Raw genomic sequence first — 24,533 nt, 5'->3', positions numbered from 1 at the left:
GGTTCAGGTGGTGGAGGCGTCCATGAGTGCTCGCTTTGTGGTCCGTCGATCGGACGAGTCCGTCTTCGAGGAGCCGGGTGAACTCGCGCCGGGCTCGGACGGACTGGCTCGCTGGTGCGCGGTCGGATACGACGACGGATCCGCGCACACGGACTTCGGGATCTCGCGGCTGGCCGAGGGCGGCCACGTCCCGACGCACGTGCACTCCTTCGAGGAGTCGTTCCACCTCCTGAAGGGCGAGGTCCTCCTCGCGACGCCCGAGGCCACGGTGCACCTCGTCGCCGGCGACTACGGAGTGATCCCGGTCGGCGTCCCGCATGCCTGGCGCGCGGTCGGCGAGGGCGACGCCGAGTGGGCCGACATCTTCGCGCCTCCGCCGAGGCGGCGAAACGGCTCGGACACGTACCGGGTCCCCGACCTCCCCTTCGCCGAGCCCGTCCGCGTCGATCCGCGCGACCCGCGAACCCGCTCGTTCGGAGCGATCGCGCCCGAGCAGATGGATCCGGGCCGACAGTCCCAGGAGCTCCTCGCGCAGTCGGCGAGCATGCGCACCGCGCTGCTCGTCTACAGCGGGATCTCGCTGAAGATGATGGTCGACTCCGACCTCGGCTCGGTGCTCTCCACGATGTTCATGGTCCAGTACGAGCCCGACGGGAAGGCGGGTCCGCACGACCACCCGCTCGAAGAGGCCTACCTGATCCTCGACGGCGAGGTCGACGCGACCTTCGACGGCGAGACGTTCCGGATGCGCCCGGGTGACATCGCGTGGGCCGGCGTCGGCTGCATCCACTCGTTCCGGGCGACGGGTGCGCCGGTGCGCTGGCTCGAGACCCAGTCGCCGCAGATGCCCGCTCGGCACGCCTACCGGTTCGTGCGCGACTGGGACTACCTGTCCGAGCAGCTGGGGGAGCAGTCATGAGCGAACGGACCGTCGTCGTCGTCGGAGGCACCTCGGGAATCGGGCTCGAGATCGCCAAGGAGGTCGTGGCCCGCGGCGACCGCGTGATCCTCACGGGCCGCGACCCGTCGCGGGCGAGTGACGTCGCCGCCTCGATCGGCGACCGGGCCACCGGTGTGGCGGTCGACATCTCCGAGCCCGAGACGATCGCGGCGAGCCTCTCCGGCATCGGCGCCGTGCACGGCCTCGTCCTCGCGGCGATCGAGCGTGACGCGAACACCGTGCGGGAGTACGACATCGCGCGGGCGACCCGCCTCGTCACCCTGAAGCTCGTCGGCTACACCGAGACCGTCCACACCCTCCTCGGCCGGATGGAGGAGACGGTGGACACCGGGATCGTGCTCTTCGGCGGTCGTGCGAAGGACGCCCCCTATCCCGGATCGACCACGGTGTCGACCATCAACGGGGGCGTGGTCGGGCTCGTGCACAGCCTGGCGCTGGAGCTCGCCCCGATGCGCGTCAACGGACTGCACCCCGGCATCGTCGGCGACAGCCCGTTCTGGGCGGGCAAGCCCGCGGGGGTGCTCGCCGGGTACGAGTCGCGGACCCCCGGCGGCGCCCTCGCGACCATGGCCGACATCGTGGGCGCCACGATGTTCCTGCTCGAGAACCGGGGCGTCTCGGGCGTCAACCTGTGCGTCGACCGCGGGTGGCGGATCACCTGACGACCGGCGCTCCGTTTCGGATCACTCAACGAGGAGGAACCATGACCGATGCACCCGCACGACCCCGACCCGAGGAGTTCGCCTCCGGTCGTCCCGTCGTCTTCCGCAACGCGACGGTGATCACCGTCGACTCCCAGGGCGTCCTCGAGAACGCCGACGTGCTGATCTCCGGCGAGACCATCGCCGGGGTGGGCCCGAAGCTCGAGGTGCCCGACGGCACGCTCGAGATCGACGCGTCGGGCGGCATCGTCATGCCCGGCATGATCGACACGCACCGCCACATGTGGCAGACGGCGCTCCGCGGCTACGGCGGCGATTGGGCGCTCAGCCAGTACTTCGTCTTCTACTACCTGACCTGGGGCGAGGTCTTCCGGCCGGAGGACATCTACGCGGGCAACCTGCTGAGCGCGCTCGAGTCGATCGACCAGGGCGTCACCACGACGCTGGACTGGTCGCACGCGCTGCGCACGCCGGAGTACGGCGAGGCCGCACTGCAGGCCTTCCGTGAGATCCCGGGACGGTTCGTGCTGGCCTACGGCAACTACCTCGGCGCCCCGTGGGAGTGGGCGAACAGCCCCGAGTTCCGGAAGTTCGTGACCGACAACTTCAACGCCCCCGACGACATGCTCGGCCTCCAGGTGGCCTTCGACGTGCCGGACAGCGAGGACTTCCCCGAGGCGGCCGCCTTCCAGGCCGCCCGCGACCTCGGACTGCGGGTCACGACCCACGCGGGCGTCTGGGGCGCGACCACCGACCAGGCCATCACGCACATGTACGACGGCGGCTGGATGACCGACGAGGTCACCTACGTGCACGCCTCGTCGCTCAGCCCGGAGAGCTACCAGAAGATCGCCGCGACCGGCGGCACGGTCTCGGTCGCGACCGAGAGCGAGCAGAGCGCCGGACAGGGCTACCCGTCGACGTGGGAGATCCGCAAGTACGGCATTCCCGCGTCGCTGTCGATGGACACGAGCGTGTGGTGGAGCGCCGACTTCTTCTCGGCGATGCGCGCGACGCTCAGCGCGTTCCGGTCGCGCGATCACCTCGACCTGCAGTCCCGGGGCGAGACCGTCAACGTCAACCGGCTCCGCGCGGAGGACGTCGTTTGGCAGGCGACCATGGGCGGCGCGACCGCCCTCGGGATGACCGACAGGCTCGGATCGCTGACCGTGGGCAAGAAGGCCGACGTGGTGCTCATCAAGAACGACGAGTCGCCCGCGATGACGCCGATCCTGAACCCGTACGCCCACGTCGTCTACCAGGCGGGAACGGCCGACGTGCACACCGTCGTCGTCGACGGTCGGGTCGTGAAGTACGACGGCGAGCGGATCGGACTCCCGCTCGCGCCCGTGCGCGACAAGGTCGCGGCATCCGTGGACCACGTGCGCAGCACGATGGGCGAGGAGGCATGGGACGAGTGGATGCATCCCCAGATCCCCGAGGACGAGCAGATCGCCAACCCGTACCAGTACACGGAAGACGACTGAGCCGATCGCCGGGGCCGATCCTGCGGGATCGGCCCCGGCTCGGCCGTCAGCCGGCCAGCGCGAGCAGGCGCTCGGCGTTGCGCGGCTCCGGCCGGAGGTCGCCCCGTTCGATCCCCCGGGCGACCGCCATGAGGGCGTCGTTGGCCGGCGTGGGGATGCCGTGGCGCGCGCCGAGCCGCACCACGTGTCCGTTGAGCTGCTCGGCCTCGCTCCGACGACCTCGTCGCCAGTCGTGCAGCACCGTGGTGGTCGTCGTCGGCAGGACGAAGCCGCGGTAGAGCGTATCGAGCAGGGTCTCGACGACCGTGTCCGGACGGGCGAGATCGGCGGGGGCGAGCCCGAAGATGGGGAGCACCGCGTGGCCCTCGCCCCGGCCGACCTCGAGCGCCTCCTGGCCGGCTCGGACCATCAGGTCCCGCATCCCCGGCGTCTCGAGTGCGGCGATCATGGGCAGGCCGAGCGCGGCAGTCGACACCAGCGTGGTGCAGTTGCTGACGAGCTTCATCCACTTGGCCGAGCGGATGTCGTCGACCACCGAGACGGATCCCGCATGCTCGAGGATCTCGGCCGCTCCGTCGAGCGCGGGGTGACCGTCGTCGCCGAGTGCGCCGAGTGCGAACCAGGATCGATCCGCCGGGGTGTGACGCCGGACGAAGCCCGGCGCGACGAGTTCCCCGGACACCTCGATCACGCACCCGAGCGTGCGGTCCTCTCCGACCACCTCGGCGACGAGATCGGCGGTCATCCCGTTCTGGACGGCGATGAGCAGCCCGTCCTCGGCCAGCAGGGGTTCCAGGAGTCGTGCGGCCCACCCTGCGTCGTACGCCTTCACCAGCATCAGGACCAGGTCGAACGCGTCGCGACGCTCGGCCACTTCGCAGAGGTGCAGGGCCGGGATCCGCTCCACCGTGGTGCGATCGGGCAGTTCGACGCGCAGCCCGTCCCGGCGGATCGCATCGACGTGCTCGGGCCACTGCTCGACGAACGTGACGTCCAGGCCGGCGCCGACGAGGTCGACGCCGATGCCGCCGCCGTTCGCCCCGGCGCCGAGCACCGCGATCCGCGGCTCGCGGCCCCTCACGTGGGAACTCCCTCGAGCATGAGGTCGAGCAGACCGATGCCGCGCTGGAGTTCGCCCTGCTCGATGCGGCGGGCGAGGTCGACGACATGCGCATTGACCGGAGCGCGCTCGCCGACGCGATCGAGCACGTCGACGACGTGCCCGTTCACCTCGCGATACTCCGAGCGACGCCCCTTCATCCAGTCCTGGAGCACCGTCGTGCGGGTGTCGGGCAGCGAGTACTTGTCGAGCACCTCGCCGAGCAACCGCGCGGAGTACGCCTCGGCATCAGTCACCTCGCTCGATTCCAGGCCGAAGATGCTCACCAGCCGTCCGCCGTCCGCCATGGCCGCACGGGAAGCCTCGACGCCGCATCGATTCATGAAGTCGTGCACTCCCGGCACGCGGACGGCGTCGGCGAGCGGCAGGTCGAGGATCGCCGAGGGCACCAGTTCGCCGGCATTGGCCACGAGCTTCATCCACTTCGAGGAGTGGATGTCATCGGAGACCTCGACGGTGCCGGCGTGGCGCATGACCTGCTGGACCTCGCCCGCTCGGGACTGCGCGCGCGGTTCTGCGCCGCCGACCGCGAACCAGGAGTCGCGCGGGGCGTTCTGCCGGGTGACGACTCCGGGCTCGAACATGTTCGAGGCCATCTCGATGACCGCTCCGATCGTGCGGTGTGCACCGACGACCTCCGCGATGGCGGGCATGGTCATGCCGTTCTGCACGCCCACGACCAGGCCGTCCTCGGCGAGCAGGGGGGCGATGAGCTCCACGGCCCACCGGGTGTCGTAGGCCTTCACCAGCACGAGGACGATGTCGAACGGCTCCCGCAGGGTGGCGACTTCGCAGAAGTGCAGCGCCCGAACGTCGGTCACGACGGTCTCGAGCGGGAGTCGGACCTCGATCCCGCGTTCGCGCATGGCCTCGACATGTGCGGGCCATTGCTCGATGAACGTCACGTCGAGCCCTGCGCGGACGAGGTCGGCGCCGATGCCGGCGCCTTGCGCACCCGTGCCGAGCACGGCGATCCGGGGACTGGTCATTCCTTGGCTCCTTCTCCGAGTACTCCACCTGCGAGCCCTGTCGTTCACTGACGCGAAACGCATGCGCGGAGCGATCTGGTGAAGATCCGCCATTTCTCGCGGATCCGTGATCAGTACTGGTTGCCGAACCAGCGCGGTTGTAAAGTACCACTGAAACTCAATGGAGAGGAGCCCCATGTTCGACAGCGCACGGCCGGAGCGAGGCGCAGCATGATCATCCACCTCGCGGTCTTCACCTGGGTCGACGGGGTCGGCGAGACGCACGTGGAGGAGCTGACCACCGCGCTGCAGGAGATGGCGGCGGAGCTGCCGATGCTCCGCGCCTACCACTGCGGCGCGAGCCTCGGCCTTCGCCCGGGCGCCGACTTCGGCGTCGTCGCGGTCGTCGATGACGCCGCGGCGCTCGAGGCCTACCTCGGTTCCCCCGGCCATCGCGCCGTCTACGATCGCCTCCTCGGGCGGATGATCGCCGAACGCCAGGCCGTGCAGATTCCGTTCGGGTCCGCCGGCGGAGTCCTCTGATGCGGGCGCTGGTCTTCACGGGCGCCGGGGACGCCACGGTCGCCACGCTCCCCGTGCCTGAGCCCGGACCCGGCGAGGTGCTGGTCCGGGTGTCGGTCTGCGGGGTCTGCGGCAGTGACGCCGCCGAGTACGACCACGGCCCCGTGCTGACCTCGCCCCCAGTGGTGCTGGGCCACGAGTTCGCCGGCACGGTCGAGCGGATCGGGCCCGACGTCGAGGGCCTCGCGGTCGGCGCGACGGTCGTGTGCGGCGCCGGCGTGTCATGCGGGACCTGCCGCGCCTGCCTCCGCGGGCGAACGAACCTGTGCGAACGGTACCGCACCGCCGGACTGCAGTCGGACGGAGGGCTCGCCGAGTTCGCGGTCGTGCCCGGCTCCGTTCTGCTGGACGTCAGCGGGACCGGCCTGTCCCCGGACACCCTCGCCCTCGCCCAGCCCATGTCGATCGCCGTGCATGCCGTGCGACGGAGCGGACTCGGCCCGTCCGACCACGCCGTCATCGTGGGAACGGGCGGGATCGGCGCATTCCTCGTCGTCGCGGCGGCGGCGGTCGGCCAGCGCGTGCTCGCGGTCGACCTCGACCCCGAGCGCCTTGCGCTCGCGCGACGACTCGGAGCCCACGAGGTGCTCGACGCGCACGGCGGGAGCGTCGCCGATCGGCTCCAGCAGCTCGGCATGAGTCCCGACGTGCTCTTCGAGGTGAGCGGGAGCGCAGCCGGACTCCGCTCGGTCCTCGACGCGGCCCGTCCGGGTTCGACGATCGTCCCGGTCGGGATCCAGCGGGCGGACGTCACCGTGCCGCTCGCGCAGTGGACCGTGCGCGAGTACACGGTGATCGGCACCAACGCCCACGTGTTCGCCGACGACCTGCCCGAGGCGGTGCGACTCCTCGCCGCCCGCGACGACTGGTCCGATGTCGCCCCCCTCGCCCTGCCGCTCGAGCATGCCGTGTCGGAGGGGCTCGAGCCCCTCCGCGCCGGCACGTCGACCCGCATCAAGACCCTGATCGACCCGCGAGCCGAGGCGCCCCGTCCGGCCGACCACCGGAGGAACTGAACATGCGCACCCTCATCTCTCGAGCCGCAGTCGTATCCATGGACGACACGATCGGCGACCTCCCGCGCGGCGACATCCTCATCGAGGGCGGGGTGATCGCCGCGGTCGGGGCCGACCTCGGAGTCACGGACGCGGAGGTGATCGACGCGTCGACGATGATCGCGATGCCTGGGATGGTGGACACGCATCGGCACACCTGGCAGACGGCGCTGCGCGGCATCCTCGCCGACGGCAACATCCCCGACTACCTGAGGGGGATCCGGCTCCAGATGGCTCCGCGGTACCGCGCCGCCGACATGTACGCCGGCAACTACGTCGGGGCGCTCGACGCGCTCAACTGCGGCATCACCTCGATCGTCGACTACTGCCACAACATCCTCGATCCCGACTGCGCTCACGCGGCGGTCTCCGGCCTGCGCGACGCTGGGATCCGCGGTCTCTACGGCCACGGACTGACACCCATCACGAGCAATACGTGGGGCGAGTCTCTCGGGGGCTCCGAGGGCGACGCAGATCCGGCCGATCTCACGACGCGCGCCCGCCTCGCGACGAGCATCAGGCAGGAGTACTTCTCCGCAGACGGCCTGCTGCGGTTCGGCATCGCCCCTCAGGAACTGGCGATCGCGCCTGCCGCCCAGGTGGCGCGCGAGTTCGCCCTGGCACGCGAGCTCGGCGCTCGCATCACGATGCACGCGAACCAGGTCATGGTGCGCCAGCTCTTCAAGGACGTGGAGGTGCTCGATGCGCACGGGCTGCTGGGCGACGACGTCCTGCTCGTGCACTGCACCTTCAACACCGACGAGGAGTGGCGCATGCTCGAGGGCACGGGGACGACCGTGTCGGTCTGCGCCGAGACCGAGATGCAGATGGGGATGGGGTATCCCGCCATCGCGGAGGTCACGACCCATACGCCCGGACCGAGCCTCGGCATCGACTGCGTGAGCGGCAACGGCGGCGACATGATCTCCCATGCGCGGCTCGTCCTCCAAGCGAGCCGGTATCGGGCCGACGAGCCGGGCTATCAGCGCTGGATGGCCCCGCAGGAGATGTCGTGGACGACGCGCGACGCGTTGCGCTGGTTGACGGTCAACGGGGCGCGTGCAGCCGGAGTGGACGACGTGGTCGGCTCGCTCACACCGGGAAAGCGAGCGGACATCGTGCTCCTCGAGATGGGCGGAATCAGCCAGGCAGGTTGGAATCGGCTCGATCCCGCCGGCGCCATCATCGCGCAAGCCCACGCCGGGTGCGTCGACACCGTGCTCGTGGACGGCCGCGTGGTCAAGCGCGGTGGGCAGCTCGTGCACGTCGACGTCCCGGGGGCGCTCCGCACGCTGGCCGACTCGCATGAGCACCTCTACGACGAGATGGCGCGTCACGGCGGATTCATTCCGCAACCTCCGATCGACATCCCGCTGTATCGGGAGCGGGCCTAGGCGCTGCCGAGGGGTCGATTCGTTCATCTCAGATAAACAACTGGTAAGTGTGACTTGACACCTGTGAAGTGGCGCTCCTACCATGACGGCACACGGAACGACGTGATGCGGCCCACCCGCCCATCGCCCGAACGAGGAGTCAACGACGACATGAGCACCAGAACCCTGCTGCGCGGCGGCACGGTCATCACCTCCGCTCGACCCGGCGAGGTGCTGACCGAGACCGATATCCTCATCGGCGCCGACGGCCTGATCGAGGCCATCGGGCGCGACCTCTCCGTCGAGGATGCGGTCGTCGTCGACGTCAGCGGCCGCATCGTCCACCCGGGATTCGTCGACACTCACCGTCACACGTGGCAGTCGGTGGTGCGGCACGTGGCCTCCGACTGGTCCCTCACCGAGTACCTCGCAGGCCTGCACTCCGGCCTGAGCAAGTACTTCCGGCCGGAGGACACCTACACGGGCAACTACCTCGGGGCGCTCGAGGCGCTCGACTCGGGTATCACGACCCTCGTCGACTGGTCGCACAACCTCGCCACGCCGGCGCACGCGGATGCGGCCGTCCAGGCCCTGATGGACACGGGGATGCGGGCCGTCTTCGCGCACGGCGGTGGCGCGAAGCAGTGGGGAGCGCCTCTGCCGTCGCCGAACGACCACCCCGCAGCGGACGCCGGCCGGGTCCGCGACCAGTACTTCAGCAGCGATGACGGACTCGTCACGATGGCGCTCGCGCTCCGCGGTCCCCAGTTCACGACGCCGGAGGTCAACGCCCGCGACTTCCGCCTCGCCCAGGACCTCGACCTGCGTGTCACGGTCCACGTCGGCGACGGCTACTGGGGCAAGTCCGGACCGATCCGGAAGCTCCAGGCCGACGGGCTGCTCTCCGACCGCACCACCTACGTGCACTGCTGCACCCTGGGCGACGACGAGCTTCGGATGATCGCCGACTCCGGCGGCACGGCATCCGTCGCGCCCGACGTCGAGATGCAGATGGGCCATGGATTCCCCGCCACGGGACGGCTCCTGCAGGCGGGGATCCGGCCGACCTTCTCCATCGACGTCTGCAGCTCCAACGGCGGCGACATGTTCGGAACCATGCGCACCGCCATCGGCATGCAGCGAGCGCTCGACAACGCACCGGGCGTCGAGACCGGCGAGGTCGTCGAGCGCATCGGCCTGAGCGTCGCCGAGGTCATCCGCTTCGCCACCATCGACGGGGCCCATGCCGCGGGTCTGGACGATCGCACCGGCTCGATCGAGGTCGGCAAGGCCGCCGACATCGTCGTGCTCGACGACCGCTCGCTCGCCCTCACTCCGCTGAACAACCCGATCGGCGCGGTCGTCTACTCCGCACATCCCGGACTGGTGCGCGACGTGTTCGTGCAGGGAGTGCGGGTCAAGGAGGACGGCGTGCTCGTCGGAGTCGACCTCGACGCACTCCGTGCCAGTGCCGCGGCATCACGCGACTACATCACCGGGCAGATGCCGGAGGCGAAGCTGGACGGCTCATGGCACCCGGACCTGGCGGCGCAGCTGTCATGACCTCCACCGAGCAGCGCGCGGGCGTCGCCGGGCGACCGGAGATCCTCGACCGGCCGTCACTGGCGCGTGTCGTCTGGTCGTGGAGTGGCACCCGGGCCCTCGTCGCGGTCGTGGCGCTGTTCGCCATCAGCCCGCTCATCGCTGCCGGGAGCGTCGGGCCGACCGCGATCGTCTCGATGCTGCCCTTCGCGGCGCTGACCGCCATCGTGGCCGTCGGCCAGACCCTCGTCATCCAGCAGGGTGGCCTCGACCTGTCGATTCCGGGCGCGGTCACGCTCGGAGCCCTGATCGTCGCGAAGTTCGGCGGGGAAGCGGACTGGGGGCTCCAGACGGCCATCGTCGTCGCGATCGTGGGCACCTCGCTGTTCGGCCTGCTCAGCGGCATCGTGGTCGCCGTCTTCGGCCTGCCGCCGCTCGTCGTCACCATCGCGGTGAACGCCCTCATGGTCGGCGCCGTCCAGGCCATCTCCAGCGGATTCGGCGCCCAGACCACCCCGGAACTCAGCGGGTTCGCGCTCAGCCGAGTCTGGGGCATCCCGGTGCTCGTCTTCTTCGCCGTGGGTATCGTGCTCGTCACCCACCTGGTCCTGAAAGGCACGCGGCTGGGACGCCGGTTCGAGCTCGTCGGCGAGAACCCGCGCAGCGCGTACAACATCGGCGTCGCCACCCGCGGCTATCGCATCGCGGCCTACTGGCTCGCCACCGCGCTCGCCGCGGCGGGAGGCGTGCTGCTCGCCGGGCTCCTCCGCTCACCGACCCTGACCGCGGGCGACGACTACCTCCTGGCCAGCATCGCCGCGGTCGTGCTCGGCGGCACCGCGCTCACGGGCGGGCGCGGCAGCGTCGTCGGGACTGCCCTCGGCGCCCTCTTCCTCGCCCAGCTCAGCCAGCTGGTCCAGACCTTCACGCAGGCGACCGCCGTGCAGAACATCGTCCAGGCGCTGATCATCGGCGTCGGGATCGTCGTCCAGCTCCAGCTGGGCGGCAACACCGCGAGGCTTCGGAGCCTCGTGCGACGGGACAAGTCCCGTCCTCCCGCACCAACGACTCGATGAGGAGTGTCAAGTGAACCACATGATCCCCCGTAGGCGGATCCTCGGGGCGGCCTCGGCCGTCGCCGTGGCCGCACTCGTCCTGGCAGGCTGTTCGTCGACCAACTCCGGTGGAAGCGACGCCGGCGAGGACGGCGCCCCCAGCAACCTCGAGGCCGACATCGCCGCCGGCAGCGTCGGCACCGTCGACCAGTTCATCTCCATCGAGGACGTCTGCCCCGAGGACGCCGAGGAGATGACGCTTGGCGTCGTCGACGGCATCGGCACGAACAGCTGGTCCAAGACCGTGCTCGCGGAGATCGAGAGCGAAGCCGCGAAGTGTCCCGCGATCACGAGCGTGGAGTACGTCGCGGGTCGTTTCGACCTCGAGGCGACCACGAGCGGCATCACGAGCCTGGCCTCGAAGGGAACCGACATCATCCTGGTGATCCCGGACGCCGGACCCGGGGAAGCACATCTCCCCGCCATCCGGCAGGCGACGGAGGCCGGGTCGATCGTGGTGAACTTCGCCTCCGACCCCCAGGGCCAGGCAGGCGCCGACTACCTCGACTACACCGACCAGTCGCCGCAGTTCGTCGGCAAGTCATGGGCCCAGTGGGTCGTGGACGTGCTCGGTGACGAGGGCGGCAACGTCGTCTTCCTGGGCGGACCGGCAGGTGCGCTCGTCTCGACGCAGGAATTCGAGGGCGTCAGCGAGGTGCTCGCAGACAACCCCCAGATCACGCTGCTGACGCCGGAGCCCGTCGTCACCAACTGGGACCCGGCGCAGGCGCAGCAGGCCATGGCGGGACTGCTCTCGCAGTTCCCGGAGATCGATGCGGTCATCGTCGACTACGGAGCCGCCGCTGCGGGCGTCATCCGCGCCTACGAGGCGGCCGGCCTCTCGCTGCCGCCGATGGTCTCGACCGACGACAACTCGTTGAGCTGCGGATTCGCGGAACTCAAGGAGACCAACGAGAGCTACGAGCTCGCGACGGTCTCATCGCGCACGTGGATCGGCCGTGTGGCGCTGCGCAAGGCCGTGGCGGCGTTCCAGGGCGGAAGCAACGGCGAGCCGTCGATCTACGAGCTGGCGATCTACGAGGACTCCACGGGCCTGAGCGAGGGCGCAGTGACCCCCGATGACGCCTGCCTTCCCGACGCGCCGCCGGACGCCACGCCGTCGACGCTCCTGACGCCCGACGAGATCACGGAGCTGTTCGGCTGATCATGAAGACGTCGACGAACCTCAGTACCGCCCTCGCACTCACGGGAATCACGAAGACCTACCCCGGCGTTCGCGCGCTCGACGACGTGAGCGTCTCGGTCGCCCCGGGGAGGGTCCACGCGATCCTCGGCGAGAACGGCGCGGGCAAGTCGACGCTCGTCGGCATCGCGGCGGGGTCGGTCGTGCCGGATTCCGGGACGATCGGCCTCGCAGGCCAGCAGTTCGGTCGGATGCGCCCGAGCGAGGCCAGGGAGCTCGGGCTCGCCATCGTCTACCAGACACCGGCGCTCGCTCCGGCACTGACCGTGCTCGACGCCGTGATGCTCCTGTTGCCGGAGTCGAAGCGACCGCCGCGCCGGAGCGCGGCATCGTGGCTCACCGAGCACTTCACCGCGCTCGGGCTCTCGATCGATCCCCGCGCGCTCGTGTCGGCGCTCTCGTTACGCGAGGCGCACCTCGTCGAGATCGCCGCTGCGCTGGCGAGCGAACCGAGCGTCCTGGTCCTGGACGAGCCGACCGAGGCGCTCGGGCCGGAGGAGACGCGCTGGCTCTTCCGGATGCTCGGGGAGCTGCTCGAGCGCGGCGTCGCCGTCGTCTACATCACCCACCGCATCCCTGAAGTCATCGAGATCGCGAGTGATCTCACCGTGCTCCGCGACGGCCGGGTCGTCGGTCGAGGTGACGTCGCGGACTACAGCGAAGACGCGATCGTCGAACTGATCGTCGGGCGCAGCCTCGAGACCACCTTCCCCCCGAAGCTCGACGGCGGGGTCGATGCCCCCGTCGCCCTCGCCGTCGAGTCGCTGAGCGGGGAGGGCTTCGACGACATCTCGCTCGTGGCTCGCCGCGGCGAGATCCTCGGGGTCGCGGGCGTCGAGGGGAACGGTCAGCGCGAATTCCTCAGGTCCCTCGGCGGACACGGCTCGAGCTCCGGGATCGTCGCCCTCGAGGGAGTGCCGCTCTCGCTCCGCTCGCCGCGGGCTGCCAAGCGGGCGGGCGTGGTCTACCTGCCGGGCGACCGGCTGGGCGAGGCGATGTTCGGCAAGATGTCGATTCGCGAGAACGTCGTGGCCCCCTCGCTGCACGAGGCGATGCCCGTGGGCGTCGTCGAGCGGCGACGCGAGTACTCCATGACCCGCAGCGCCATCCAAGGACTCGCCGTGAAGACCCCTCACCTCGAGGTGCCGGTCACGGCGCTCTCCGGCGGCAGCCAGCAGAAGGTGCTCCTCGCGCGGGCGCGACTCGGCGACCTGCGCGTGCTGCTCGTGGAAGACCCGACCCAGGGTGTCGACGCCGGGGCCAGGGTCGAGATCTACGCGTTCCTGCGCGAACTCGCCGCCGACGGCGTGGTGGTCGTCGTGCTCTCGACGGATGCCGTCGAACTGGAGGGCCTCTGCGACCGGGTGGCGGTGTTCTCACGCGGCCAGCTGCAAGCGATGCTCGACGGCGATGCGGTCACCGAGCGGGCGATCACGGGAGCCGCGGTGCTCTCGACCACCCACACCCGTTCGACGCAGGTCATCGAGGGAACGCCGAAGCGACGTCGCAATGCGATTCTGGCCGAATCGCAGGCGATGGTGCTCGTCGGGCTGACCGTCGTACTGGCTGCCGCGACGACCTTGGTGGCGCCGGCGTTCGTCAGCCCGCTCAACCTGGGCCAGCTGCTCGCCGGCGCCGCGGTCATCATCCTCGTGGGACTCGCGCAGCTGCTCGTGGTCATCACCGGGGGCATCGACCTCAGCATCGGCTCGGTCGTCGCCTTGGCGACGGTCGTCATCTCGTTCTTCGGACAGGGCGGCCCAGCGTACTTCGCGCTCGGCGTGCTGCTCGCCCTGCTCGCCGGACTGGTCGTCGGCTCCGTCAACGGCCTCCTCGTGACCCGATTGGGCCTGCCGCCCGTGATCGCGACCCTCGTGACGTCGATCGCGATCGTCGGCGCTGCGCAAGTCCTCAGGCCGGCCCCGGGCGGCTCGGCGACGGGCGACATCATGACCGCGATCGGAACCACGATCGGCGGAGTGCCGCTCGTCCTCGTCATAGCCCTCGCCATCGCGGGCACGCTCTGGTGGGTCATCCAGCGAACGACGCTCGGTCGCGGGCTGCGGGCGGCGGGGTCGGATCCCGTCAAGGCGAACCGGATGGGCGTGGTCGTGCCTCGGATGCGCTTCCTCGCCGCGGTCGCGGCCGGCGTGCTCGCCGCGATCGCGGGCCTCATCCTCTACACCCGGACCGGCATCGGCGATCCCAACACCGGCCAGGCGCTCACGCTCACCTCGGTCACGGCGATCGTCATCGCCGGCGCGAGCATCTTCGGCGGCTCGGGCTCCGCGATCGCCGTCGCTGCGGCCGGGCTCCTGCTGCAGTCGATCACCAACTCCCTGAGCTACCTCGGACTCAGCCTTTCGTGGCAGTACTGGGTTCAGGGCGTGTTCGTGATCCTCGCCGCGCTCATCCCGATCATCGCGCGAGCTCACCGCGCCCGGTCCGCGGCGCCGCCCGGGGGGTCCTCGTGAGTTCAGGATTCATCGATCGCGCGGAGCACGTCGACCGCCGAGCTCAACCGTGCCCCCCGGCGCTGGACGGGCTCGTCCGGAGCGGCGGGGGCACCGTCACGATGCTCGCGTCGGCCCGTCACGAACCACACGCCTCGCGCCGGCGACGTGCCGCGGTTCTCGTAGAGGTGCGGTCGGGTGGAGTCGAATTGCAGCGAGTCGCCCGGGCCGAGCACGTAGGTCTCGAACTCGAGCCGGAGGGTGATCTCGCCCTCGATGATGTAGGCGAACTCGAAGCCGGCATGCCGCATGAGCCGGCGATCGAGGGAGCTCGATGCGCCGGGCTCGTAGCTGACCAGCACGGCCTCGGCGGGCCCGGCCGGGCTGCTGGCCAACCGCTCCCAGCGCACGCCGTTCTCCATCTCGAGCACGGCGTTCTCCGACGACCGCTGGACCGGGTGCTGCGGAGCGGCTCCGTCGACGGGGCCGTGCCGGGCGGGCCCGGTCGCGGCGGCGCCGGTCATGAGCTCATCGAACGACACCCCGAGATGCGTCACGAGCGCATAGAGCGTCGACACCGACGGCTGGGTCTTGCCGGTCTCCACCTGGGAGATCAGGCTCGCCGAAACGCCGACGGCCTGCGCCACGCTTCGGAGGGTCAGCCCTTTCCGGGTGCGGATCTCGCGAAGGCGCGATCCGAGGTCTTCGGAGGTCATCTGGCTCCTGCGTCGGTGCGGTACTGCCCGTGGGCTCGATCCCGTGCCAGACGGTCCGGCCCGAGGCTGTCGCGAGGATACCAGTCCGGCGTCCGAGGAGCGGCCGCGGTGATGGTGACCGCACCATTGTTTACCTAGACTGGACAGCAATCTCCAGTACTGAACGGCCAGCGGGCCAGGAACGAGAGGCTTCGATGAAGAGCACCGGCACCACGGGAATGAACTCCGTCGACTGGGAGGCGCGCGTCGACTTCGACCGGCTGCGAGCCGAACGGCTTGCGAAGCTCAAGGCGCAACTGGATCGATCCGAGCTCGGAGCTCTGCTCGCGTTCGACTTCGCCAACATCCGCTACATGACCGCGACCCACATCGGCACGTGGGCGATCGACAAGCTGATCAGGTTCGCCCTGCTCACGCGCAACAGCGACCCGATCTCGTGGGACTTCGGGTCCGCTGCGAAGCACCATGCGCTCTACAACCCCTGGCTCGACGTCACCACCGCGGAGATGGACGCCGATCCCGGCGCACCGCACGAAGGGGCCACCCGCCCGCGCCTGGAGAGTGGAGCTCGCGCGGGCATCTCGACCCTGCGGGGCGCCTTCCCGCCGGACGCCGGAATCGCCGACGAGGTCGCGCGCAAGATCAAGCGCGAGCTCGAGAAGTTCGGGATCGCCGACCAGCCGCTCGGCGTGGACGTCATCGAACTGCCGATCCTCTTCGCCCTCCAGCGCGCCGGCATCGAGGTCGTCGACGGCCAGCAGGTGTTCCTGGAGGCCCGGCGGATCAAGACCGGCGATGAGATCCGATTGCTGACGCAGGCCGCCTCCATGGTGGATGCCGCCTACGAGAACCTCTACGACTTCCTGCGACCGGGTGTCCGTGAGAATGAGACGGTGGGGCTGGTCGCGAAGACGCTCTACGACCTCGGCTCGGAGCATGTCGAAGGCGTGAACGCGATCTCCGGCGAGCGGTGCTCCCCCCACCCGCACGTGTTCAGCGATCGTCTCATCCGCCCCGGCGATCCGGCCTTCTTCGACATCCTCCACAGCTTCAACGGCTACCGGACCTGCTACTACCGGACCTTCGCGGTCGGTTCCGCCTCGATCGCGCAGCGTGACGCGTACCGCAAGGCGCGCGAGTACATGGACCGCGCGATCGCGCTCGTGCGCCCCGGGGCGACCACGGCCGACATCGTCGCCGTCTGGCCGAAGGCCGAGGAGTTCGGCTTCGCGAACGAGGAGGCCGCCTTCGCCCTGCAGTACGGTCACGGTGTCGGCCTCTCGATCTGGGAGAAGCCGATCTTCTCGCGGCTCACCTCCTTCGATCACCCCGAGGTGCTCGAAGAGGGCATGGTATTCGCGCTGGAGACCTACTGGCCGTCGTCCGACGGCTGGGGTGCGGCGCGCATCGAGGAGGAGGTCGTCGTCACGGCGACCGGCTGCGAGGTCATCACCAAGTTCCCGGCCGAGGAGCTGCTCGTGGCGGGCAAGCGCTACTACGCCGTCGGCGCCGACCTCAGCACGCTCCGCGACTCGCAGTCGCACCTGAACACGGAATGGGGGCGCACGGCCTTCCGCTGAGCGACATCCGGTGCGCGGGTGGTCGCGTCGCGCGTGCCGGCGCGTACGATCATCCGCGCCGGGTGACCTCGGCGACCGCCGACCAGTCGAGCTCGGCGAGTTCCCGGTCGGCCAGGGCCGACTCGAAGCGCTCGCGCAGGACCGGCGCCGTCGGCAGTTCGAGCCGGCGTTCCGCCGCCAATTCCTCGGCGAGGCCGAGGTCCTTGAGGCCGAGTTCCATGGCGAAGCCTGCCGGGCGGTAGCGGCGTTCGGCGATCATCGATCCGTACCCGGTGTAGACCGCACCGGGGAAGAGGCTGTTCGACAGCAGTTCCACGAACGAGCTCGAGTCGATGTCGTGGCGCTCGACGAGGGACACCGATTCGGCGAGCGCCTGCAGGGCGTGGAGGATCGTGTAGTTGACGGCGATCTTGACAGCGTTCGCCTGTCGCGGCCGCTCGCCGAAGCGCCACTGCCGGATGCCGCAGTGCTCGAGGTACGGCGCGACCGCGTCCAGTGCGTCGTCGGGACCTGCGAGCAGGAGGTTCAGCCGGCCCTCGGCCGCGACGGCGGGCCGCCCCAGCACCGGGCACGCGACATATCGGACCCCGGCGGCGGCGGCGACGGCTTCGAGCCGATCGGCGGCGTCGACGCTGATCGACGCCATGTTCACGTGGATGCGACCCTCTGGTCCGCCTTCGAGGTTCTCCGCGGTCAGCACCGATTCCGCCGCCTCGTCGTTCGCGAGCATCGAGAACGACACCGGCGCAGCGAGGGCACCGGCGGGATGCTCCGCCGCGATCGCCCCGCGCGCGACCAGCGACTCCGCGGCCTCCGGGCTGCGGTTCCACACCTGGACCTCGCCGCCGGCACCGACCAGCCTGCCCGCGATCGCGGTGCCCATGTTGCCGAGCCCGAGGAATCCGAGGGTCGTCATCGTCGCTCTCCCGTCCGTCTGCCGCGCCGCGTCCGTGGTACACGGACGCGATTCGTACAGTATCAGTTAACGCTTGGGGATGCACCGGGCGACGCGCCCCACCGAATCGCCCGGTATCGGGGAAGTACGCGGTGATTGACGCTATCATTTGGCAGGCGATCTGTTCAGTCTGACTGAAGGCTGGCGCGAGCCGCATGAAAGGACGCGATGATGCAGTTGGACGTGGGGTCCGAGCTTCGCCGAGCGAGGGAGGCGAAGAAGCTGAGCCTGCGGAACGTGGCCGCGGCGGTGGGCGTGTCGGCGAGCCTGCTCTCCCAGGTGGAGACGGGCAAGACGCAGCCGTCGGTCAGCACGCTCTACGCACTCGTGACCTACCTCGGCATCTCGCTCGATGGCCTCATCGGAGCACGCGACTCCTCCGCGTCCCGCGCCGCGGCCGACCGGTCCGGTCCGTCGCCGGCAGGGGACCGGCTGAGCGACGACGTGGTGCAGCGTCGCGAGGACAGCCCCATGATCGAGATGGAGAACGGCGTGACGTGGGAGCGGATGGCGGTGGGGACGAGCACGGTCGCCGACCCGTTGATCGTCACCTACCAGCCGGGTGCCTCAAGCTCTGTCGAGGGCAAGATGATGCGCCACGCCGGCCTCGAATACGGGGTCCTGCTGGAGGGCCGTCTCACGCTGCGCATCGACTTCGAGACCTACGACCTCGAGCCCGGAGACTCGTTCTGCTTCGACTCCAACCGACCACACCTCTACCTCAATCGGTCCGACGGGACCGCGCGCGGCATCTGGTTCGTGATCGGTCGGCGAGACGCGTCGTACCAGTCCCTCGCGGACCTCGGCCACGAGTCGCCCCCGACCACCGGCTCGATCGCGTCGGCCGTCGACGTGCTGCAGGCCATGAAGTCCATGCGGCCCGCTCCTTCCGCGAAGCACGACGCGGCCCCCTGACCAGGGTTACCGGCCGGTCACCCGGGCGAGAAGACCTCCGGATGCCGCGCGAGCAGCCGCCTCGTGCGGCGGATGTGGCTCGCGACCGTGCGTTCGGCGCCCTCGACGTCGCCGTCCCGCAGGGCGACCACGATGAGGTGGTGCTCATCGTGCATGATCCTGCGCGTGTCCGCGTCGGCGAGCATCGTGTAGGCGCGCCGATACGGCTGGGTCGCGTTCCAGAGCCGCTCGACGAGGTCGCCCAGCATGAGGGTGTCGGCTCGCGAGTAGCTCAGCATGTGGAACGCGCGGTCGAGGCGGAGGAACTCGCCGACGTCGTCGTGCACGGTCATCTCGGTCGCGAGTCCCTCCAGCTGATCGAGGTCGGACGGCGTCAGGCGAGGTGCGGAGTAGCGCAGCAGGAGCGGTTCGAGCCGCTCCCGGGTCTGGTAGACCTCCTCGCACTCGCTGAGCGTCAGACGGGAGACCCAGGCGCCCGCGTTCGCCACGAGGGTGACGAGTCCCTCCGCCTCGAGCGCCTTCAGCGCCTCGCGCACCGGCACCCGGCTCGCGCCGAACCGCTCGGCGATCTCCTCCTGGCGAAGCCGGGACCCCGGCGCCAGGTCTCCGTGCTCGATCGCGTCGCGGATGCCGGCGGCCACGCGGATCGCGGCGTTGCCGTCGCGCGACGCGGGGGTCTGGAGCGCACCGTCGCTCATGCGACCGGGTTCCGCGGGTCCCAGAGCTTGACGGTGGCGTGGGCCTCGTACGCCTTGCCGTCCGGGAAGCTGACGAGCTCGAGCTGCATGCCCCACGGAGCGAGGAAGTAGACCCATCGCTGGCCCTCGCTCGCATTGCGGCTCGCAGTCGGCTCGCCCAGCACCCTCACGCCCGACTCGCGCAGGTAGGCGACCGCCGAATCGAGGTCGTCGACGTAGAACGCGAGGTGGTGGCCGCCGATGTCGCTGTTCCTCGGCTGGCCGGCCTGGCCGTCGGCGGGCTCCCACTGGAAGATCTCGAAGTTCGGGCCGTGCCCGCAACGGAAGAAGCGGAGCTCGCGCATCACTGAGCGGGGGTGGACGTTCAGGTGCTCGGCCATCCAGTCGTCATCCCGCTGGAACGGGCCGAGCGTGTAGACGTACTCGCAGCCGACGACGTCGACGAAGAAGCGGTGCGCCTCGTCCAGGTCTGGCACGGTGAACCCGATGTGCTCGGTTCCCCTGAGGCCGGGCAATGCCATGTCGCATCCTCTCGTCGCCGGTGACTGGATGCAATCATACGGCGAAGGGCCGATGCCTGCACGGCATTCTTTGGCGAGAATGCTTGGATTGGATCCAAGCGTGGATTACGATGACTACACCACCCATCGCATCGCCGCGTTGGGTCGCCGCCGACGGAGGACCGCAGCCATGCCGAGACGACGACGCCTCGAACCCGCTCCCGAGTGGGTCGAGCTCACGACCACCGCAGCCGACTGGAAGGCGGCGGATCCCGCCCTGCTCGAGACGATGCTCGGCCAGTTGCACCTGATCCGCGCCTTCGAGGAGCGAGTGCTCGAGCTGGCAGCCGACGGGCTCGTGCACGGTCCGGCCCACTCGTCGATCGGCCAGGAGGGCGGCGCGGTCGGGTCGATCCTGGGGCTGCGATCGACGGATGCCGTGAACGGGTCGCATCGCGGCCACCACCAGTTCCTCGCGAAGGCGATCACGCACGTCTCGGGCGGCCGGCTCGACCTCGATGGGCTCGTCACCCCCGAGGTGCAGCAGGTGCTGCAGCGGACGCTCGCCGAGATCCTCGGGCTCGCGCAGGGCTACTGCCGCGGTCGCGGCGGCTCCATGCACCTGCAGTGGTTCGAGGCGGGCGCGCTCGGCACCAACGCGATCGTCGGCGGCGGGGCTCCGATGGCGACCGGCAACGCCTGGGCGCAGCGGAACGCGGGCACGACCGACCTCACGGTCAACTACTTCGGCGACGGCGCCGCGCAGATCGGTTCCGTCCTCGAGTCGATGAACCTGTCGGCGGCGTGGAAGCTGCCCGTCTGCTTCTTCATCGAGAACAACCTCTACGCCGTCTCGACGCGCATCGAGGAGGCCGTCGCCGACACCCGGCTGTCGGTGCGCGGCCAGGGCTTCGGCATCCCGTCCTGGCGTGTCGACGGCATGGACCCGCTCGCCGTTCACCTCGCGATGCAGGAGGCCGCCGAGGTCATGCGCTCCGGGGGCGGGCCCGCCATCGTCGAGGCGGAGGTGTATCGCTTCTTCCACCAGAACGGGCCGTACCCCGGGAGTGCGTTCGGCTATCGGACGAAGGACGAGGAGGAGGAGTGGCGTGCGCGCGACCCGCTCGAGCGCGTCGCCAGCGAGATGATCCGCCTCGGCCGGCTCGAGCGCGAGCAGGTCGACGCGGTGCGTGCGCAGGCGGTCGCCGCGATGGATGCCGCGACCGGCGAACTCCTCGAGGACGATCCCGAGAAGCCGGGGCGCCGCCGCATCCGCCCCGGGCTCTGGCCCGACACCGAGTTCGTCGACGTGGGCGTGCGCGGTGACGGCAGCGAGCTGGAGGACCTGCGGGCGCTCGAGCCGACCGGCGACGATCGCGATCGCGATGCCGTGAAGTTCGTCGACGCCGTGGCCGCGGTCATGGAACGCCGCATGGCCGACGACGAGCGGATCGTCGTCCTCGGCGAGGACGTGCACCGCCTGAAGGGCGGCACGAACGGCGCCACCAAGGGCCTGGCCACGGCCTACCCCGACCGCGTGCTCGGCACGCCGATCAGCGAGAACGCGTTCGCGGGCCTCGGAGGAGGGCTCGCGCTCGACGGCCGCTTCCGCCCCGTCGTGGAGTTCATGTACCCCGACTTCATGTGGGTCGCCGCAGACCAGGTGTTCAACCAGATCGGCAAGGCCCGTCACATGTTCGGCGGCGACAATCCCGTGCCCCTCGTGCTCCGCACCAAGGTCGCGATGGGCTCCGGCTACGGGTCCCAGCACCTCATGGACCCGGCGGGCATCTTCGCGACGAGCCCGGGATGGCGCATCGTCGCGCCGTCCACGGCCGAGGACTACGTCGGCCTGATGAACGCCGCCCTCGCCCTGCAGGACCCCGTGCTCGTCATCGAGCACGTCGACCTCTACAACGAGAAGGACACCGTGATCGCTGGCGACCTCGACTACGTGATCCCGCCGGGGACCGCCGCCGTCCGGCGCGAAGGCAGCGAGGTCACCGTCATCAGCTACCTCTCGATGGTGCGGCACAGCCTCGAGGCGATCGAGCAGACCGGCGTCGACGCCGAGCTGATCGACCTGCGCTGGCTCGACCGCGCGTCGATCGACTGGGCGACGATCGAGGCATCCGTGAAGAAGACCAACGCGGTGCTCATCGTCGAGCAGGGCGCCAGGGGCACTTCGTACGGCGGCTGGCTCGCCGACGAGATCCAGCGGCGGCTGTTCGACTGGCTCGACCAGCCAGTGCAGAGGGTCACGGGGTCCGAGACGGCTCCGTCGATCTCGCGCGTGCTCGAGCGCGCGGCGATCGCGCGCACCGAGGAGGTCGCGGCCGCACTCGAGACCGTCCGTGCGAACGCGGGCGGTGCATGATGGCCACCACGGTCCGCATGCCCGAGGTGCTCGCGAACACGACCGAGGCCGCGATCCAGTCCTGGTCGGTCGGGGTCGGCGAGCAGATCGACGTGGGTCAGCCCCTCGCCGAGATCGAGACCGACAAGGCGGTCGTCGAGTACGCCGCCGAGGTCTCGGGGACCGTCCTCGAACTGCTGGTCGCCGAGGGCGACCTCGTCGACGTCGGCGCCCCGATCGCGGTCGTCGGCGAGCCGGGCGAGACGGTGGCGGATGCCGCGCCCGTGCCGCAGGCCGCACCGGCCGATCCCGAATCGGCGGCACCGGTCGCCGACGCCGAGCCGGCGTTCGACCACTCGGACGACGGGGTGTCGCGGCCCGGGCCGGCCGCCCGGGGGAGCGATGACGGCGGCGGTGCGACCGGGGCTCGGAGGTTCATGAGCCCGCTCGTGCGGCGGCTGGCGCGCGAGCACGACATCGACCTCGAGGGCGTCACGGGGTCCGGTCCCGACGGTCGGATCGTCCGCAGGGACGTCGAGCCGCTCATCGAGGCCAAGGCGGCCCCCGCTGAGGCCGCCCGCTCCGGTGATCGGGCCGCGGCACCCGCGCCGCCCACGCCGACCACGCCGGCATCCGCCTCGGCGACCGCCGATGCCGAACTGGTGCCGCACACGCGCATGCGCCGAACGATCGCGCGACGCCTGGTCGAGAGCAAGACGCAGGTTCCGCACTTCTACCTCACCGCCGAGTGCCGCGTCGACCGGCTGCTGGAGCTCCGCCGCGAGCTCAACGCGGCGGGAACGCTGAAGGTGTCGGTGAACGACCTCGTCGTGAAGGCCGTCGCCGGCGCGTTCGTCGACGTCCCAGAGGCGAACCGGACGTGGGCGGACGAGGGCGTGCTGCAGCACCGCACGGCCGACATCGCCATCGCGGTCGCCATCGACGACGGCCTCGTCACGCCGGTCGTCCGCGGCGTCGAGTCGCTGAGCGTGTCGGAGCTCGGCCGCCGCATCGCCGACCTGGCGGAACGTGCGCGCACCGGCGGCCTCCGCCAGCACGAGATCGAGGGCGGCAGCTTCTCGGTGTCGAACCTCGGCATGTACGGCACGCGCGAGTTCAGCGCCATCATCAACCCGCCGCACGCGGGGATCCTCGCCGTCGGAGCGGCCCGACAGGCGCCCGTCGTCGTCGACCGTGCACTCGAGGTCGGCACGCTCATGAACGTCACGCTGTCGGCCGACCACCGCGTCCTCGATGGCGCCGTCGCGGCCAAGTGGCTCGCCGCGTTCGTCGCACGGATCGAGCACCCACTGACGATCCTCGCGTGATCCCGGAGGTCGCGGGGGCGGGCCGGTGACCTGACCGTCGGCCGGACCGCCCGCGCGAGCGCCACGCGGGCGGAGGCCGCCTCAGACGGCGAGTCCCGCGGCCGCCTCCCCGATGCGCTCCGCCGTCGCGGCGCGCTCGGGACGGCCGTCGAGCTCGAACCAGGTGGACGAGAGCGCGCTCCACGCCACGAGCCAGTCGCGGAGGCGCCGGGCCTCGAAGCCCGTCGCCGCGACCGCGACCGCGAACTGACGTGGCAGCCGCCCCGGGACGAGCGCGCGTTCGTGCGACGGGTTGCAGAGCAGGTTGCACACGTCGAACTCGGCATCGCCGATGAGCCCCTTCGGGTCGATCGCGAGCCAGCCGCGCTCGCCGAAGTCGAGCACGTTGCCGTGGTGCAGGTCGCCGTGCAGCACGGTCGGCTCGCGCCCGTCGTCGAATCGGCGCCGCGCGAGGTCGGCGCCCGCGCGGTGCAGCGGGCCGAGCCGGTCGGCATGGGCGAAGAGCTGGTCGAACCAGGTCTCGAGCGGCACGAGCGCCGGCGGATCGGGAAGGGCGAGCACGCGGTCGGTCTCGGCGTGCAGGCGGCCGGCGACCGCGGAGACGATGCGCGTCGCCTCGTCGTCCTCGCCCGCGCGGACCATCGCGACGAGGTCGCCGGGTCCCGTGGCCCGCTCCATGAGCAGGGCGTCGTGGTCGCGCCGGATGACCGGCACGGCGCCGCGCCCGTCGAGTGCCGCGAGGAGTGCGGCGCCGCGTGCCTCCTCGGGTTCGTGCGCGATCTTCAGCATCGCCGCGGTGCCGTCCTCGGTGCGGACGGGGATGAGGCGGCTCGTCGTCGTGGTCACGGCATCGCCGTCCGGCCTGAGCCGCCACCGCCGCAGCCACGCGGCCTCGTCGGCTCTCCCGGGATCGACGGGACCCAGATCGCTCACGAGCCCAGTATCCCGGCGTGACGACAGGTG

Annotated in this window: 21 protein-coding genes; 14 read left to right on the top strand and 7 right to left on the bottom strand. The window is 70.4% G+C overall.

Annotated elements, in window-relative coordinates; translation table 11 throughout:
* Positions 1 to 22 precede the first annotated feature (22 nt).
* From ACFVHK_RS15720 to ACFVHK_RS15710, 3 genes are read left to right on the top strand one after another with little or no spacing between them, the layout of a single operon-like run.
* Positions 23 to 919, top strand: coding sequence for a cupin domain-containing protein (locus ACFVHK_RS15720; RefSeq protein ID WP_376929641.1), 897 nt, complete (start codon positions 23 to 25; stop codon positions 917 to 919).
* Complete coding sequence (locus ACFVHK_RS15715) at positions 916 to 1,623, top strand: SDR family NAD(P)-dependent oxidoreductase (protein WP_129233100.1); 708 nt, start codon at positions 916 to 918, stop codon at positions 1,621 to 1,623. Before ACFVHK_RS15720 ends, ACFVHK_RS15715 begins: the two co-directional genes overlap by 4 nt.
* 41 nt (positions 1,624 to 1,664) lie before the next feature.
* The gene (locus tag ACFVHK_RS15710) at positions 1,665 to 3,110 is read left to right on the top strand and encodes an amidohydrolase family protein (RefSeq protein WP_376929640.1); all 1,446 of its coding nucleotides are present in this window, start codon (positions 1,665 to 1,667) and stop codon (positions 3,108 to 3,110) included.
* 46 nt (positions 3,111 to 3,156) lie between these two features.
* Here ACFVHK_RS15710 and ACFVHK_RS15705 read toward each other — a convergent pair whose 3' ends face one another.
* Both ACFVHK_RS15705 and ACFVHK_RS15700 read right to left on the bottom strand, forming a co-directional pair.
* Positions 3,157 to 4,191 carry a ketopantoate reductase family protein gene (locus tag ACFVHK_RS15705; protein ID WP_376929639.1) on the bottom strand — a complete coding sequence of 345 codons (1,035 nt, stop codon included), beginning with the start codon at positions 4,189 to 4,191 and terminating at the stop codon, positions 3,157 to 3,159.
* Complete coding sequence (locus ACFVHK_RS15700; protein WP_376929638.1) at positions 4,188 to 5,219, bottom strand: ketopantoate reductase family protein; 1,032 nt, start codon at positions 5,217 to 5,219, stop codon at positions 4,188 to 4,190. The genes ACFVHK_RS15705 and ACFVHK_RS15700 overlap by 4 nt, the downstream gene beginning before the upstream one ends.
* Positions 5,220 to 5,429: 210 nt before the next feature.
* Here ACFVHK_RS15700 and ACFVHK_RS15695 point away from each other — a divergent pair, with 210 nt between their 5' ends.
* From ACFVHK_RS15695 to ACFVHK_RS15665, 7 genes are all read left to right on the top strand, one after another.
* A complete protein-coding gene (locus tag ACFVHK_RS15695) occupies positions 5,430 to 5,741 on the top strand; it encodes a Dabb family protein (RefSeq protein WP_129233096.1) in 312 nt (103 codons plus the stop codon).
* Positions 5,741 to 6,796: a zinc-dependent alcohol dehydrogenase gene (locus ACFVHK_RS15690; RefSeq protein ID WP_376929637.1), complete on the top strand. Its 1,056-nt coding sequence runs from the start codon at positions 5,741 to 5,743 to the stop codon at positions 6,794 to 6,796. Before ACFVHK_RS15695 ends, ACFVHK_RS15690 begins: the two co-directional genes overlap by 1 nt.
* Before the next feature lie 2 nt (positions 6,797 to 6,798).
* Positions 6,799 to 8,229, top strand: a complete 1,431-nt coding sequence (locus ACFVHK_RS15685; RefSeq protein WP_376929636.1) for an amidohydrolase family protein — start codon at positions 6,799 to 6,801, stop codon at positions 8,227 to 8,229.
* A gap of 150 nt (positions 8,230 to 8,379) precedes the next feature.
* A complete protein-coding gene (locus ACFVHK_RS15680; RefSeq protein WP_376929635.1) occupies positions 8,380 to 9,771 on the top strand; it encodes an amidohydrolase family protein in 1,392 nt (463 codons plus the stop codon).
* Positions 9,768 to 10,826, top strand: coding sequence for an ABC transporter permease (locus tag ACFVHK_RS15675; RefSeq protein ID WP_165307197.1), 1,059 nt, complete (start codon positions 9,768 to 9,770; stop codon positions 10,824 to 10,826). The genes ACFVHK_RS15680 and ACFVHK_RS15675 overlap by 4 nt, the downstream gene beginning before the upstream one ends.
* 19 nt (positions 10,827 to 10,845) lie before the next feature.
* On the top strand, positions 10,846 to 12,030 hold the full coding sequence (locus ACFVHK_RS15670; RefSeq protein ID WP_242492148.1) for a substrate-binding domain-containing protein: 1,185 nt from the start codon (positions 10,846 to 10,848) through the stop codon (positions 12,028 to 12,030).
* Between the two features lie 2 nt (positions 12,031 to 12,032).
* Complete coding sequence (locus ACFVHK_RS15665; RefSeq protein ID WP_376929634.1) at positions 12,033 to 14,543, top strand: ATP-binding cassette domain-containing protein; 2,511 nt, start codon at positions 12,033 to 12,035, stop codon at positions 14,541 to 14,543.
* 2 nt (positions 14,544 to 14,545) lie between these two features.
* Here the strand turns inward: ACFVHK_RS15665 and ACFVHK_RS15660 are convergent, their stop codons facing one another.
* On the bottom strand, positions 14,546 to 15,238 hold the full coding sequence (locus tag ACFVHK_RS15660) for a helix-turn-helix domain-containing protein (protein ID WP_376929633.1): 693 nt from the start codon (positions 15,236 to 15,238) through the stop codon (positions 14,546 to 14,548).
* Between the two features lie 194 nt (positions 15,239 to 15,432).
* On the opposite strand from ACFVHK_RS15660, the gene ACFVHK_RS15655 reads away from it, so the two are divergent.
* The gene (locus tag ACFVHK_RS15655; RefSeq protein WP_129233088.1) at positions 15,433 to 16,818 is read left to right on the top strand and encodes a M24 family metallopeptidase; all 1,386 of its coding nucleotides are present in this window, start codon (positions 15,433 to 15,435) and stop codon (positions 16,816 to 16,818) included.
* Between the two features lie 49 nt (positions 16,819 to 16,867).
* On the opposite strand, the gene ACFVHK_RS15650 is transcribed toward ACFVHK_RS15655, so the two are convergent.
* Complete coding sequence (locus ACFVHK_RS15650) at positions 16,868 to 17,734, bottom strand: NAD(P)-dependent oxidoreductase (protein WP_129233087.1); 867 nt, start codon at positions 17,732 to 17,734, stop codon at positions 16,868 to 16,870.
* Between the two features lie 210 nt (positions 17,735 to 17,944).
* On the opposite strand from ACFVHK_RS15650, the gene ACFVHK_RS15645 reads away from it, so the two are divergent.
* Positions 17,945 to 18,688 carry a cupin domain-containing protein gene (locus tag ACFVHK_RS15645; protein WP_376929632.1) on the top strand — a complete coding sequence of 248 codons (744 nt, stop codon included), beginning with the start codon at positions 17,945 to 17,947 and terminating at the stop codon, positions 18,686 to 18,688.
* Positions 18,689 to 18,705: 17 nt separating this feature from the next.
* Here the strand turns inward: ACFVHK_RS15645 and ACFVHK_RS15640 are convergent, their stop codons facing one another.
* A complete protein-coding gene (locus tag ACFVHK_RS15640) occupies positions 18,706 to 19,386 on the bottom strand; it encodes a GntR family transcriptional regulator (protein ID WP_129233085.1) in 681 nt (226 codons plus the stop codon).
* Positions 19,383 to 19,907: a VOC family protein gene (locus ACFVHK_RS15635; RefSeq protein WP_376929631.1), complete on the bottom strand. Its 525-nt coding sequence runs from the start codon at positions 19,905 to 19,907 to the stop codon at positions 19,383 to 19,385. The genes ACFVHK_RS15640 and ACFVHK_RS15635 overlap by 4 nt, the downstream gene beginning before the upstream one ends.
* Positions 19,908 to 20,076: 169 nt before the next feature.
* Between ACFVHK_RS15635 and ACFVHK_RS15630 the strand changes: the two genes are divergently transcribed.
* Both ACFVHK_RS15630 and ACFVHK_RS15625 read left to right on the top strand, forming a co-directional pair.
* Positions 20,077 to 22,263, top strand: coding sequence for an alpha-ketoacid dehydrogenase subunit alpha/beta (locus ACFVHK_RS15630; RefSeq protein ID WP_376929630.1), 2,187 nt, complete (start codon positions 20,077 to 20,079; stop codon positions 22,261 to 22,263).
* Positions 22,260 to 23,570: a dihydrolipoamide acetyltransferase family protein gene (locus ACFVHK_RS15625; protein ID WP_376929629.1), complete on the top strand. Its 1,311-nt coding sequence runs from the start codon at positions 22,260 to 22,262 to the stop codon at positions 23,568 to 23,570. The genes ACFVHK_RS15630 and ACFVHK_RS15625 overlap by 4 nt, the downstream gene beginning before the upstream one ends.
* An 81-nt stretch (positions 23,571 to 23,651) precedes the next feature.
* Here ACFVHK_RS15625 and ACFVHK_RS15620 read toward each other — a convergent pair whose 3' ends face one another.
* On the bottom strand, positions 23,652 to 24,503 hold the full coding sequence (locus ACFVHK_RS15620; RefSeq protein ID WP_376929628.1) for an aminoglycoside phosphotransferase family protein: 852 nt from the start codon (positions 24,501 to 24,503) through the stop codon (positions 23,652 to 23,654).
* Positions 24,504 to 24,533: the final 30 nt, after the last annotated feature.

This window comes from Agromyces binzhouensis (assembly GCF_042672355.1).
In the GTDB taxonomy this organism is placed as follows: domain Bacteria; phylum Actinomycetota; class Actinomycetes; order Actinomycetales; family Microbacteriaceae; genus Agromyces; species Agromyces binzhouensis.
The sequence above is the reverse complement of the archived record's forward strand: the minus strand, read 5'-3'. Positions and strand labels throughout refer to the sequence as shown.